General features: G+C 67.5%; 13 protein-coding genes and 1 pseudogene. 4 read left to right on the top strand and 10 right to left on the bottom strand.

What is annotated here, in order from left to right; translation table 11 throughout:
• Window positions 1–426: 426 nt before the first annotated feature.
• Window positions 427–576: pseudogene (locus ACQR1E_RS32310) on the bottom strand (diaminopimelate decarboxylase); the annotation flags it as partial.
• 94 nt (window positions 577–670) lie between these two features.
• Window positions 671–1,525, bottom strand: a complete 855-nt coding sequence (locus ACQR1E_RS32305; RefSeq protein WP_434843706.1) for a LysR family transcriptional regulator — start codon at window positions 1,523–1,525, stop codon at window positions 671–673.
• 132 nt (window positions 1,526–1,657) lie between these two features.
• On the opposite strand from ACQR1E_RS32305, the gene ACQR1E_RS32300 reads away from it, so the two are divergent.
• Complete coding sequence (locus ACQR1E_RS32300) at window positions 1,658–2,644, top strand: alcohol dehydrogenase catalytic domain-containing protein (protein WP_434898020.1); 987 nt, start codon at window positions 1,658–1,660, stop codon at window positions 2,642–2,644.
• A gap of 53 nt (window positions 2,645–2,697) precedes the next feature.
• The gene (locus ACQR1E_RS32295; RefSeq protein WP_315718134.1) at window positions 2,698–3,522 is read left to right on the top strand and encodes an SDR family NAD(P)-dependent oxidoreductase; all 825 of its coding nucleotides are present in this window, start codon (window positions 2,698–2,700) and stop codon (window positions 3,520–3,522) included.
• A 99-nt stretch (window positions 3,523–3,621) separates the two neighbouring features.
• Here the strand turns inward: ACQR1E_RS32295 and argC are convergent, their stop codons facing one another.
• A complete protein-coding gene (gene argC, locus ACQR1E_RS32290; protein ID WP_434898019.1) occupies window positions 3,622–4,596 on the bottom strand; it encodes an N-acetyl-gamma-glutamyl-phosphate reductase in 975 nt (324 codons plus the stop codon).
• Between the two features lie 104 nt (window positions 4,597–4,700).
• Between argC and ACQR1E_RS32285 the strand changes: the two genes are divergently transcribed.
• A complete protein-coding gene (locus ACQR1E_RS32285) occupies window positions 4,701–5,015 on the top strand; it encodes a hypothetical protein (protein ID WP_434898018.1) in 315 nt (104 codons plus the stop codon).
• Window positions 5,016–5,251: 236 nt separating this feature from the next.
• Here the strand turns inward: ACQR1E_RS32285 and lysA are convergent, their stop codons facing one another.
• The 3 genes from lysA to argH all read right to left on the bottom strand — a co-directional run bounded on the left by lysA (window position 5,252) and on the right by argH (window position 8,561).
• Entirely contained in the window at window positions 5,252–6,517 is a 1,266-nt protein-coding gene (gene lysA, locus ACQR1E_RS32280) for a diaminopimelate decarboxylase (protein ID WP_434845239.1), read from the bottom strand.
• A 275-nt stretch (window positions 6,518–6,792) separates the two neighbouring features.
• A complete protein-coding gene (gene lptM, locus ACQR1E_RS32275) occupies window positions 6,793–7,086 on the bottom strand; it encodes an LPS translocon maturation chaperone LptM (protein ID WP_315718142.1) in 294 nt (97 codons plus the stop codon).
• Window positions 7,087–7,169: 83 nt separating this feature from the next.
• Entirely contained in the window at window positions 7,170–8,561 is a 1,392-nt protein-coding gene (gene argH, locus ACQR1E_RS32270; protein WP_316202570.1) for an argininosuccinate lyase, read from the bottom strand.
• A gap of 98 nt (window positions 8,562–8,659) precedes the next feature.
• On the opposite strand from argH, the gene tlpA reads away from it, so the two are divergent.
• Window positions 8,660–9,349 carry a thiol:disulfide interchange protein TlpA gene (gene tlpA / locus ACQR1E_RS32265; RefSeq protein ID WP_434898017.1) on the top strand — a complete coding sequence of 230 codons (690 nt, stop codon included), beginning with the start codon at window positions 8,660–8,662 and terminating at the stop codon, window positions 9,347–9,349.
• A gap of 10 nt (window positions 9,350–9,359) precedes the next feature.
• Here tlpA and ACQR1E_RS32260 read toward each other — a convergent pair whose 3' ends face one another.
• The 4 genes from ACQR1E_RS32260 to ACQR1E_RS32245 form a co-directional block, all read right to left on the bottom strand.
• Window positions 9,360–9,557: a putative motility protein gene (locus tag ACQR1E_RS32260; RefSeq protein ID WP_315718145.1), complete on the bottom strand. Its 198-nt coding sequence runs from the start codon at window positions 9,555–9,557 to the stop codon at window positions 9,360–9,362.
• 80 nt (window positions 9,558–9,637) lie between these two features.
• On the bottom strand, window positions 9,638–10,516 hold the full coding sequence (locus tag ACQR1E_RS32255; protein ID WP_315718147.1) for a 3-hydroxybutyryl-CoA dehydrogenase: 879 nt from the start codon (window positions 10,514–10,516) through the stop codon (window positions 9,638–9,640).
• Between the two features lie 99 nt (window positions 10,517–10,615).
• Window positions 10,616–11,560, bottom strand: coding sequence for an electron transfer flavoprotein subunit alpha/FixB family protein (locus ACQR1E_RS32250; protein ID WP_316171814.1), 945 nt, complete (start codon window positions 11,558–11,560; stop codon window positions 10,616–10,618).
• Window positions 11,560–12,309: an electron transfer flavoprotein subunit beta/FixA family protein gene (locus ACQR1E_RS32245; RefSeq protein WP_315718150.1), complete on the bottom strand. Its 750-nt coding sequence runs from the start codon at window positions 12,307–12,309 to the stop codon at window positions 11,560–11,562. Before ACQR1E_RS32245 ends, ACQR1E_RS32250 begins: the two co-directional genes overlap by 1 nt.
• Window positions 12,310–12,431 lie beyond the last annotated feature (122 nt).

The raw sequence follows: 12,431 nt of genomic DNA, 5'->3' as shown, positions 1-12,431 counted from the left end.
CAGATCTGTTCGGACAGGAACGAGCGTCGCAGGCTTCTCTAGTTCCGCGCCTACGCTACTCACGATCGTCCTGTACGCGCTCCTTCGCGGCAAGCCACCGTCTGTAAGGAGCTATTTTTCGCTCCGAACTCTCTGTGCGTCTTGCGTTCAGCGCATGGATGCTCGACGAGCATTTCTCAATAGGATTGCAATGGGCGCTAGCGGCATCGTTTTGGCTTTTTTGATGCTCGCCCTTCTGAGATGATGACGCAAAATACAACGGCTCGGTCGTCACCAGCTACGCTTTAGCACTGGAATAGGCGCTCGACTTGTTACGCAAGTCTCGCAACGAGCCTGACTGCAGCGAGTACAGTCGAAGGATGTAGACAGTTGTTCTGTTTGAAGTCCGTGCAGGGTGCTCTATTGGGACTACAAGAACAGTAAGCCTCATAAGCAGGGCACCGGCGTATCCATCGCGATCAGTTGCTCCACCTCGATCCGCGGGCGGATCACGGCGGCCTGGTCGCCCTTGACCAGCACCTCGGGCACCAGCGCGCGGGTGTTGTAGGTGCAGGCCTGGACGGCGCCGTAGGCGCCGGGATTACGGTGACACTGCATAAAACTCGAGGCACGCGGGGGACGAGATCCGGAGCGCCGACGAGATCGAGAGCGCCGCAGTGTCAAACGCATCTCACGCGGACGCCAGTTGCGAGATGACGAGGTCGAGCAGCGCCCGCAGCCGGGCGAGCCGGCGCAGATCGCGGTGATAGCCGACATAGGTGTCCCGCCCCGGCGGCTGCTCACCGATGTCGACGGGCCGCAGGCCCGGCGTCGCGTCGCCGAGCGGCCGGGGCAGCACGGCGAGGCCCGCGCCTTGCGCCGATAGCATGGCCTGAACGTCGCGGTTGTTGCTGCGCATCGCGACCTCGGCCTTCGGCAGTCGCTTCGCCAGCCAGCGCGCATCGGGCATGTCGGCGAAGGCCGTGTCCATGGTGACGACCCTGATCCCCCGGCCATCGCCCTCGACGGCCTGCGGGCCGTCGAGCGGGCCGTACACGGCATAGGGGATGTGCAGGAGCCGGCGCGAGATCACCTCCGGCTCGTCGAACGCGCGGATGCGAAACACGAGATCGGCCTCGCGGCGGGGAAGACTGTAGAGCCGCGCGTCGGTCAAGAGCTCGACACAGACGCGCGGGTGCAGCCGGCCGAATTCGGCCAGAACCGGCGTCAGCACCAGGCGGCCGAACCAATCCGACGACGAGATCCTGAGAAAACCGTCGAGCTGCGCCTGCGCGCCCGCCAGGCGCCGCTCGAACGCGAGCGCCTCCTCCTCCATCCGCTCGGCGTGGGCCAACACCGCCGTGCCCTCGTGAGTCAGCACGAAGCCTTCGGCCGTGCGCTGAAACAGCGTCTGGCTCACGGCCGCTTCGAGCGCCGCCAGGCGGCGTCCCATGGTCGGCTGAGACAGGCCGAGCCGGCGCGCGGCCGCGCCGAGCGTGCCCTCGCGCGCGATGGCGAGGAAGATCCGCAGGTCGCTCCACTCCATGCGAGGCCTTTCGACGACGGGGGCGACGGACACGAGACGCCCATTCAAAACTGAATGGATTACATACGAACTCGATGATGTCCATTCATGGCACGACGGCCGATGATGCCTCCATCACAACAGGAGGTCGCCATGACCATCTCGATGAAGGCTGCCATTCTCCACGAAACCGGCGCGCCGCTGCGCGTCACCCCGATCAGCCGCCCCGCGCCGGGACCCGGCGAGGTCCTCGTCCGCATCGCCGCGGCGGGCACCAACCCGCTCGACGCCAAGATCCACGCCGGCCAGGCCGCCCATGCCAGGCACCCGGCCCCCGCCATCCTCGGCCTGGACATGGCCGGCACGGTCGAGGCCACGGGCGAAGGCGTCACCCGGTTTCGTCCGGGCGACGAGGTCTACGGCATGGTCGGCGGAGTCGGCGGCCACCCGGGAACGCTGGCCGAATATGTCAGCGCCGACGCGGATCTGCTCGCGGCCAAGCCGGCGAACCTCAGCATGCGCGAGGCGGCCGTCCTGCCGCTGGTGACGATCACGGCCTGGGAAGGTCTGGTCGATCGCGTCGGCATCCGGCCGGGACAGACGCTGCTCGTCCTGGGCGGCGCCGGCGGTGTCGGTCACATCGTCGTCCAGCTCGGCCTCGCCTTCGGCGCAACGGTTTTCGCAACGGGAAGTCCAGAGAGCCGGCCGGTGATCGAGCGCCTGGGCGCTGTTTTCATCGACCGCAACGAACCGATCGCCGACGCCGTCGAGCGCATCACGGCGGGCCGCGGCTTCGACATCGTCTACGACACGGTCGGCGCGCTCGACACCGCCTTCGCCGCGGTCGCGCGGTTCGGCCATGTCACCTCGTCGCTGGGCTGGGGCACCCATCCGCTGGCGCCGCTGTCGTTCAAGGGCGGCACCTATTCCGGCGTCTTCACGCTGCTGCCGCTGCTCGACGGCAAGGGACGGCGGCATCACGGCGAGATCCTCGCCCAGGCCGCACAGCTGGTGGAATCCGGCAAGCTCACGCCGCTGCTCGACTCGCGCCGGTTCGCCCTCGAGGACGTCGGTGCGGCCTATGATGCGCTCAAGACGGGCGGCACCGGCAAGATCGCCATCGACATCGCGGCGGCATGAGCCGGCGCGACCCACGAGCCTCACACGCAACGGCAATATCGAGGAATAGTCCGATGAGAGTCTGGTTCATCACAGGGGCCTCGCGCGGCTTCGGCGCGCTGGTCGCGCAGCAGGCGCTGGACAGAGGCGACGCCGTCGTGGCGACCGCCCGCAATCCGAAGGCGATCGTCGATCGCATCGGGGCGCATCCCGACCTCCTGGCCCTCGCGCTCGACGTGACCAGGGAGAGCGAGGCGGTCGCGGCGGCGCAGGCGGCGATCGACCGCTTCGGCAGGATCGACGTGCTCCTCAACAACGCCGGCTTCGGCCTGATGGGCGCGGTCGAGGAAACCAGCCGAGAGGAGATCGAGGCCGTCTTCCGCACCAACGTGTTCGGGCTCCTGGCCGTCACCCGCGCCATTCTGCCCCACATGCGCAAGGCACGGTCCGGCCGCATCCTCAACATCTCGTCGATCGGCGGCTATCGCGGCTCGGCCGGCTTCGGCGTCTATGGCGCGACCAAGTTCGCCGTCGAGGCGTTGTCGGAGGCGATGCGCGCCGAGCTCAATCCGCTCGGCATCCATGTGACGGCGATCGAGCCGGGCTACTTCCGGACCGACTTCATGGACGCCTCGTCGTTGAAGGTCAGCCGCATCGTGATCCCCGATTACAGCGCGACGGCAGGTCGGGTCCGCGCGAACGCCGGCACCGTCAACGGCGCCCAGCCCGGCGATCCCGACAAGCTCGCGCGGGTGCTCGTCGACTTCGCCGGCGAGCCCGACCCGCCGGTGCGGTTACCACTGGGGGCCGACACCGTCGCGGCGATCGAGGCGAAGCACGCCTCCGACGCCGCCATCATCGCCCGATGGCGCGAGGTCGCGCTCTCGACGGGCTTCTGAGTGGGGACCACGGTGACGGTGCACCGGATCAAACGCTGAGGAGAGACGCCGTTTGATCACCCGTGCCGTCTCCCGCTGCTGTGACAATCGCGGCCGACCTCACGGCCAGACCGGCGCCCCCTCCAGCCCCGCGGTCTCCGGCAGCCCGCACATCAGGTTCGCATTCTGCACTGCCTGCCCGGCTGCGCCCTTGCCGAGATTGTCGACGACGCCGAGCGCGATCACCAGGTTGCGCTCGGGGTCGGCGGCGTAGCTGACGAAGGCGAGGTTGGAGCCGGTGGCCCATTTGGTCTGCGGCGGCTTGTCGGTGACACGGACGAAGGCGCTGTCGGCGTAGAAGCGGCGGGCGGCGTCGAGGCACTGCGCGGTGGTGGCGCGGCCGCGGGCGTAAATGGTGGCGAGAATGCCGCGGGTCATCGGCACCAGATGCGGCGTGAACACGAGGCCGGCGGCGCTGCCGCCGCTGAGGCGCGCGATCGTGCTTTCGATCTCGGGCATGTGGACGTGCCTGAGCAGGCCGTAGGGGATCAGGTTCTCGTTGCTCTCGGCGTAGCCGAACTTGCTGTCGCCGCCGCGGCCGGCGCCGGAGATGCCGGTCTTGGCGTCGATCACGATGTTGTCGGGCGAGATCAGTTTGTCGGCCAGCAGCGGCGCCAGCGGGGTCAGCGCGGCCGCGGGGAAACAGCCGGGATTGGCGATGCGGGTCTTGCCCGCGATCTCCCTGGGCCAGACGTCGGCGAGGCCGTAGGTCCAGCCGTCGGCGTAGCGGTGGTCGCCGCCGATGTCGACGATCTTCACGCTGCTTGGCACGCGCGCCAGCGCCTCCCGCGAGGCGCCGGTGGGGAGCGAGGCGAACAGCACGTCGAGCTGCGGCAGGCGCGCGGGGTCCCACTTCTCGATCACGAGATCGGCGAGCCTGGCCGGCACGCCGGGGAAGCGCTCCGCCAGCCGCTGGCCTGCGCTGCCCTCGCCCGCGGCGTAGACCAGCTCGAACGCCGGATGCCCCGCGACCAGGCGCATCGCCTCGCCGCCGCCAAAACCGCTGATCCCGACAATGCCGACGCGAATGCTCATGGGGGTGTCCTGATGTGGAGTGGAGAAGCGAGTTGAGTAAGATACGAGCGGGCGGAGACATATGCGATGGCCCCGCTCCCGCCCGCAAGTGGTGACGTCCGACAATGAGCACCATCGACCCCACGCGATACAAGCTCTTCGATCGAATGGCCGGCGGGCTCTTTCAGGGAACTGCCAAAGTCTTCTCATCAGAAGAGCGGCTTGGCGTCTTCCTGATCGAGTTCTTCAGGGACGACGAGCTCGAACCACTGCTGGCTGAGCTCCGGGACATTGCAGCGATGGAGATGAGCGACCAGGACTGGGAAACCTATTGGTGGCGTAGCCCGGCTCAGAGCGTCCCCCGGGATGCCAAGGCGAGCCACCGGTTGCTGGAGGCCGTCATGGGCGCAATTTCCACTGCAATTTCAGGCCGAGCGTAGCCAACGAACGCGAGAGCGCACAGGCTAATCCGCTGAGCGATATGCTCATCAGTTACTCCGTCATGGCCGGGCTTGTCCCGCCTGCGCGGCCGAAGCCGCTGCGGCGCGGCGAAGGCCCGGCCATCCACGTCGCCCCGCGGGCTCGGATGGACGTGGATGCCCGGGACAAGCCCGGGCATGACGATGTGGGGACAGATGAGCGCAACAGCGCGAGCGGCTTGCGCGGCAGCGCCGCCTCACAGCCACGGCGCCGGCGTATCCATCGCGATCAGCTGCTCGACCTCGATGCGCGGGCGGATCACGGCGGCCTGGTCGCCCTTGACCAGCACCTCGGGCACCAGCGCGCGGGTGTTGTAGGTGCAGGCCTGCACGGCGCCGTAGGCGCCTGATGTCATGATGGCGAGGAGGTCGCCGGGCGCAGGCTCGGGCAGTGTGCGGTCGAGCGCGAGGTAGTCGCCGCTTTCGCAGACCGGGCCGACGACGTCGGCGACGAACGACGGCGCACCTGGCGCGGGCTGGATCACCGGCAGGATGTCGTGATGGGCCTCATAGAGCGTCGGGCGGATCAGGTCGTTCATCGCGGCGTCGATGATGACGAAGTTCTTGGCCTCGCCGTGCTTCACGTAGATCACCTTGGCGACGAGGATGCCGGCATTGCCGACGATCATCCGTCCCGGCTCGAACATCAGGGTGCAGCCGAGATTGTGGCTGACGCGCTTGACCATCGCGGCATAGGCGGCGGGTTCCGGCGGCACCGCGCGGTCCATGTGATAGGGGATGCCGAGGCCGCCGCCGAAATCGACATGGGAGATGTCGTGGCCGTCGGCGCGCAGGGTCTGCACGAACTCGGTCAGAATGCGGAACGCGGTCTCCATCGGGCCGAGATCGGTGATCTGGCTGCCGATATGGACGTCGACGCCGGTGACCTTGATGCCCGGCATCTTCGCCGCGCGGGAATAGACGCGGCGGGCGTGCTCCAGCGGAATGCCGAACTTGTTCTCCGACTTGCCGGTCGAGATTTTGGCGTGCGTGCCGGCATCGACGTCCGGGTTGACGCGCACGGAGATGCGGGCGGTGTGGCCGGTCTCCTGGGCGAGCCGCGCAAGCAGATCGAGCTCGGGCTCGGATTCGATGTTGAGGCAGTGGATGTCGGCCGCGAGCGCGGCGCGCAGCTCGGCCTCGGTCTTGCCGACGCCGGAGAACACGATCTTGCGCGAGGGGATGCCGGCCGCCAGCGCCCGCTTCAATTCGCCGCCGGAGACGACGTCGGCGCCGGCGCCGAGCTTGGCGAGCGTCCGCAGCACCGACTGGTTGGAGTTGGCCTTCATCGCGTAGCAGATCAGCACGTCCTGGCCGGCGAAGGCGTCCGCGAACACGCGGTAGTGCCGCTCCAGCGTGGCGGTGGAGTAGCAGTAGAACGGGGTGCCGACGGTGGCGGCGAGCTCGGCGAGATTGACGGCCTCGGCGTGCAGCACGCCGTCGCGGTAGTCGAAGTGGTTCATGGGTCAGGTCCGCGCGCGGGCTGCGAGATGAATGATTGTGGCGGCGAATTGCCGGGAAATGGGGCGGATTGTCAAACCCGCGCTGCCACCCTCCCCTGGAGGGGGAGGGTCGATCGCACGCGAAGCGGGCGAGCGGGGTGGGGTGAAGCCGCGAGGACGGTGCGCGTGGAGAGATCACCCCACCCCGCCTCGCGTTTCGCTTCGCTCACCGTGAGGCGACCCTCCCCCTCCAGGGGAGGGTGGCATCGAGCGCTGATCGAGAGGGAGTTCGAGCTCTATTTGCTGTCGAGCAGCGGGTCGAGGATGAAGGGTTTCTTCTGGCCGCGGGTGGCGGCGGGGGCGGCGTCGGCGCCGTAGCCGGAGTTGAACAGGCCGGGCTTGTTGGCGGCATCCGTGGCGGTGTCGGCGGGAGCGGCCGACATCTGCGGCGCCGGCGGGGAGTTGGCCGGCAGGTCCAACGGGCCCTTGCGGCCGCAGGCGGCCAGCAGAAGGGCTGAAGCGCCCAGGACGAGCAGGACCCGGGCGGCGGAGGTTGGACGGCGAGCGCGATTCACGTGTGAAATCCCCATGCGGGCGGCACCATACAGAGAATGCACCGGCCTGACGAGTGCGGGAGTGCCACGCCGGGCCGATCAAATTTCGAACGCGAGCCCTACTTTCGCTGTTTTTCCAGCCGCTTCAGCCAGGCTTTGGCCTGCGCGGCCACGTTCTTCGGCGCGGTGCCGCCGTAGCTGGTGCGGCTCTTCACCGAGGACTCGACCGAGAGCACGCCGAGCACCTCGGCTGATATCTTCGGCTCGACCTCCTGCATCGCCTTCAGCGGCAGCTCGTGCAGGGCGACGCCCTGCTTGGCGGCCAAGGCCACGATCCGGCCCGTGACGTGATGGGCCTCGCGGAACGGCATCTTGAGCGTGCGCACCAGCCAGTCGGCGAGGTCGGTCGCCGTCGCATAGCCCTCGCCGGCTGCGGCCTTCATGCGGGCCTCGTCCGGCACGAGGTCGAGCGCCATGCCGGTCATGGCGCGGATGGCGAGCGACAGCGCCGCGAACGCCTCCATCGCGCCCTGCTTATCCTCCTGCATGTCCTTCTGATAGGCGAGCGGCAGGCCCTTCATGACGATCAGGAGCCCGTTCAGCGCGCCGATGACGCGGCCGGTCTTGGCGCGCACCAGCTCGGCGGCGTCCGGGTTGCGCTTCTGCGGCATGATCGAGGAGCCGGTGGTGAACTTGTCCGACAGCTTGATCAGGCCGACCAGCGGCGAGGTCCAGATCACGATCTCCTCGGCGAAGCGCGACAGATGCACGGCGCAGATCGAGGCGGCCGAGAGGGTCTCCAGCACGAAATCGCGGTCGGAGACGGCGTCGAGCGAATTGGCCATCGGGCGCTCGAAGCCGAGTGCCTCGGCGGTGGCGTGGCGGTCGATCGGGAACGAGGTGCCGGCGAGCGCGGCGGCGCCCAGCGGCGATTCATTGAGGCGCTTGCGGGCATCGATGAAGCGGCCGCGGTCGCGCCCGGCCATCTCGACATAGGCGAGCAGATGGTGGCCGAAGGTGACCGGCTGGGCGGTCTGCAGATGGGTGAAGCCGGGCATGACCGTGCCGGCGTATTCGAGCGCGCGGGTGGCGAGCGCGTGCTGGTAGGCGGCGAGCGCCGCGTCGATGTCGTCGATGGTGTCGCGGACGAACAGGCGGAAGTCGGTCGCGACCTGGTCGTTGCGCGAGCGCGCGGTGTGCAGGCGGCCGGCGGCGGGGCCGATCAGCTCGGAGAGCCGGCTCTCGACATTCATATGGATGTCTTCCAGGGCCCGCTTGAACTCGAACGAACCCTTGGTGATCTCTGACAAAATCGTGTCTAGACCCTTAGCCATATTTTTCGCATCACCCGCGGTGATGATGCCCTGGGCGGCGAGCATGGCGGCGTGCGCCTTGGAAGCGGCGATATCCTGCGCGTAAAGGTGGCGATCGACGTCGATCGAGACGTTGATGTCCTCCATGATCTCGTCGGGACGCTCCGAGAACCGTCCGCCCCACATCGTGTTGCTCATGCCTGAACCGCTTCCAAGACCTTGCTGACCGCCGCTGGATGGGACACACCGTCCGGTATCCCGAAATTCGCGCCTCTGATAGCCGCAACCGACCCGAGATGACAAACGATAAGCCTGACCCGTCCCCTGCCCGCCCCGCATCCTCGCGGCGGACGCTGCTCGCGGCCGGTGCCGTGGCGGTGGTCGCCGTGGCCGGCATCGCGGCGGTGACCCTTGGCGGATTGCTGAAGGGACGGCCGGCGGGCGACCAGGCCTGTCAGGCGGCGGTCGACACCGCCAAGCGGATCGCACCGCTGATCAAGGGCGAGGTGGCGGCGCTGACGGCGGCAACAATGCCGCTGCGGCTGCCGGATCTCGCCTTCGAGGACGGCACGGGGGCAGCGAAGAAGCTGTCGGATTTCCGTGGCAAGACGGTGCTATTGAACCTGTGGGCGACCTGGTGCGTGCCCTGCCGCAAGGAGATGCCGGCGCTGGACGGGCTGCAGGCCAAGCTCGGCAGCGACGCCTTCCAGGTGGTTGCGGTCAACATCGACACCCGCGACCCGGAGAAGCCAAAGACGTTCCTCGCCGACGCCAAGCTGACGCAGCTCGCCTATTTCAGCGACCCGAAGGCCAAGGTGTTCCAGGATCTGAAGGCGGTCGGCCGCGCGCTGGGGATGCCGACCTCGGTGCTGGTCGACGGCAATGGCTGCGAGATCGCGACCATCGCGGGTCCCGCCGAGTGGGACAGCGCCGACGCGGTCAAGCTGATCCAGGCGGCGACATCGAAGGCCGCCGCGGGACTCTAATCGGGAGAACTCAGGCGGCGATGTTGAGGTTGCCGCCGACGCCGGGGCCGGCATTGGCGAGCGACAATGTCTGCTGCGCGCCGCCGAGCAGCGTCAGCACCGCATCCTTCTGGGCGTTCAGGTTCTGCTTCAGCACCGACGTGGCGACCTGCTGCTGTGTCGCACTCGCCTGCTGCGCCATGACCGCAGCCACCAAGCTCATGTCCATACGCGTACAACCTCTCGTTACGGCGAGGTTAAGCCGTGTGCCTTAACGAAGCGTATCGCTCGAGCCCGGCGGCGGTAAAATCAGCGGGTCGGCACCGGCTTGGGGCCGCGATAGTCGTAGAAGCCGCGCTGCGTCTTGCGGCCGAGCCAGCCGGCCTCGACATATTTCACCAGCAGCGGGCACGGCCGGTATTTGGAATCCGCCAGCCCCTCATGCAGCACCTGCATGATGGACAGACAGGTATCCAGACCGATGAAATCGGCCAGCTCGAGCGGCCCCATCGGGTGATGCGCGCCGAGCTTCATCGCCGCATCGATCGCCTCGACATTGCCGACGCCCTCATAGAGCGTGTAGATCGCCTCGTTGATCATCGGCAGCAGGACGCGGTTGACGATGAAGGCCGGGAAGTCCTCGGAAACGGCGACCTGCTTGCCGAGCCGGCCGACGAACTCCTTGGCCGCCTCGAAGGTGGCGTCGTCGGTGGCGATGCCGCGGATCAGCTCGACCAGCTCCATCAGCGGAACCGGGTTCATGAAATGAATGCCGATGAAGCGCTCGGGGCGATCGGTGCAGGCGGCGAGCCGGGTGATCGAGATCGACGAGGTGTTGGAGGCGATGATCGCCTCCGGCTTCAGCACCGCGCAGAGATCGTGGAAGATCTTGCGCTTGACGTCCTCCTTCTCGATCGCGGTCTCGATGACGAGATCGCAATCGGCGAGGCCGTCGAGGGTTTCGCTGATCGAGATATGGCCGAGCGCCTGGTTGCGGGCGTCCTCGGAGATCACCTTCTTCGCGACCTGGCGGGTCAGATTGCCGTTGATGGTCGCCATGCCCGATTTCAACCGGTCGGCAGTGACGTCGTTGAGCACCACGTCGAGCCCGGCCAGCGCGGCAACGTGCGCGATGCCGTTGCCCATCTGTCCTGCGCCGATCACTCCGAGCTTGTTGATCTGAGCCATGTTGTCATCCACCCGAACGGCACGCCTGCTGCGCCCGCCCATGCCCTTGGAAGTGAGAACACCGGCCGCCGCGGTCCCACGCGGCCGGTGTCTTGAGCGTTACTTGCCGAGCTTGCCGAGCGCCTCGGTCAGCTCCGGAACCGCCTGGTAGAGATCGGCCACCAAACCGTAATCGGCCACCTGGAAGATCGGCGCGTCCTCGTCCTTGTTGATCGCGACGATCACCTTGGAGTCCTTCATGCCGGCCAGATGCTGAATGGCGCCTGAAATGCCGACCGCGACGTACAGCTCCGGCGCCACGACCTTGCCGGTCTGCCCGACCTGCCAATCGTTCGGCGCGTAGCCCGCATCCACCGCGGCGCGCGAGGCGCCGACGCCGGCGCCGAGCTTGTCGGCGAGCGGCTCGATGTACTTGGCGAAGTTCTCGCGGCTCTGCATCGCGCGGCCGCCGGAGACGATGATCTTGGCCGACGTCAGCTCGGGACGGTCGCTCTTGGCGACCTCCTCGCCGACGAAGGTCGACAGCGCCGGATCGCCGGCCGCCGCGACGGTCTCGACCGATGCGCTGCCGCCCTCGCCTGCGGCGGCGAAGGTCGAGGTGCGCACGGTGATGACCTTCTTGGCGTCCTTCGACTTCACGGTCTGGATCGCGTTGCCGGCATAGATCGGACGCTCGAACGTGTCGGGCGACACGACCTTGATGATCTCCGACACCTGCATCACGTCGAGCAAAGCGGCGATGCGCGGCATCACGTTCTTGAAGCGCGAGGTCGCGGGCGCGACGATCGCGTCGTAGTTCGCGGCGAGCTTGACGACGAGGTCGGCGAGCGGCTCGGCGAGATCATGCGCGTAGGCCGCGTCATCGGCAAGCAGCACCTTCTTGACACCGGCGAGCTTGGCGGCGGCTTCGGCCGCAGCCTTGGCGCCCTGGCCCGCGACCAGCACGTCGACATCGGCGCCGAGGGCTGTCGCCGCCGTCAGCGCCTTGTTGGTCGCGTCCTTGATGGATGCATTGTCGTGTTCGGCAATCAGCAGCGTGGCCATCAGAGCACCCCCGCCTCGGTCTTGAGTTTGTTGACGAGCTCGGCGACGTCCTTGACCTTGACGCCGGCCTTGCGGCCCGCCGGCTCGGTGGTCTTGAGCACTTCGAGCCGCGGCGTGAGATCGACACCGGTGTCGGCCGCCGTCTTCTCGGCGATCGGCTTCTTCTTCGCCTTCATGATGTTCGGCAGCGACGCGTAGCGCGGCTCGTTGAGGCGAAGGTCGGTGGTGACGATCGCCGGCCCCTTGAGCTTCACGGTCTGCAGGCCGCCGTCGACCTCGCGGGTGACCTTGAAATCGGAGCCCTCGACCTCGAGCTTGGAGGCGAAGGTCGCCTGCGCCCAGCCCAGCAGCGCGGCCAGCATCTGGCCGGTCTGGTTGGAATCGTCGTCGATCGCCTGCTTGCCGAGGATGATCAGACCCGGTTGCTCGTCCTGCGCCACGGCTTTGAGGATCTTCGCGACCGCCAGCGGTTCCACGTTGCCCTCGGCCTTGACCAGGATGCCGCGGTCGGCGCCCATCGCGAGCGCGGTGCGGATCGTCTCGGACGCCTGCGCGGGCCCGATCGAGACCACCACCACCTCGGTCGCCTTGCCGGCTTCCTTCAGCCGCAGCGCTTCCTCGACGGCGATCTCGTCGAACGGATTCATCGACATCTTGACGTTGGCGAGCTCAACGCCCGATCCGTCGCTCTTGACGCGGACCTTGACGTTGTAATCGACCACCCGCTTGACCGGCACCAGAACCTTCATCGATCCTCTTTCGCTCTAAATTGTCCGGGGTTGACCTTTCGGGCGCGGAACCTAAAGCCCCCGTACCCCCCGGTCAACGCGCGAGGGGCGAAAAAACGCAGGCCCGCACGCCCCCGCGTTAA

Origin of the sequence: Bradyrhizobium sp. HKCCYLRH1030, assembly GCF_051168395.1 — a bacterium.
GTDB lineage: Bacteria > Pseudomonadota > Alphaproteobacteria > Rhizobiales > Xanthobacteraceae > Bradyrhizobium.
This window is presented reverse-complemented; position numbering and strand designations above follow the sequence as displayed.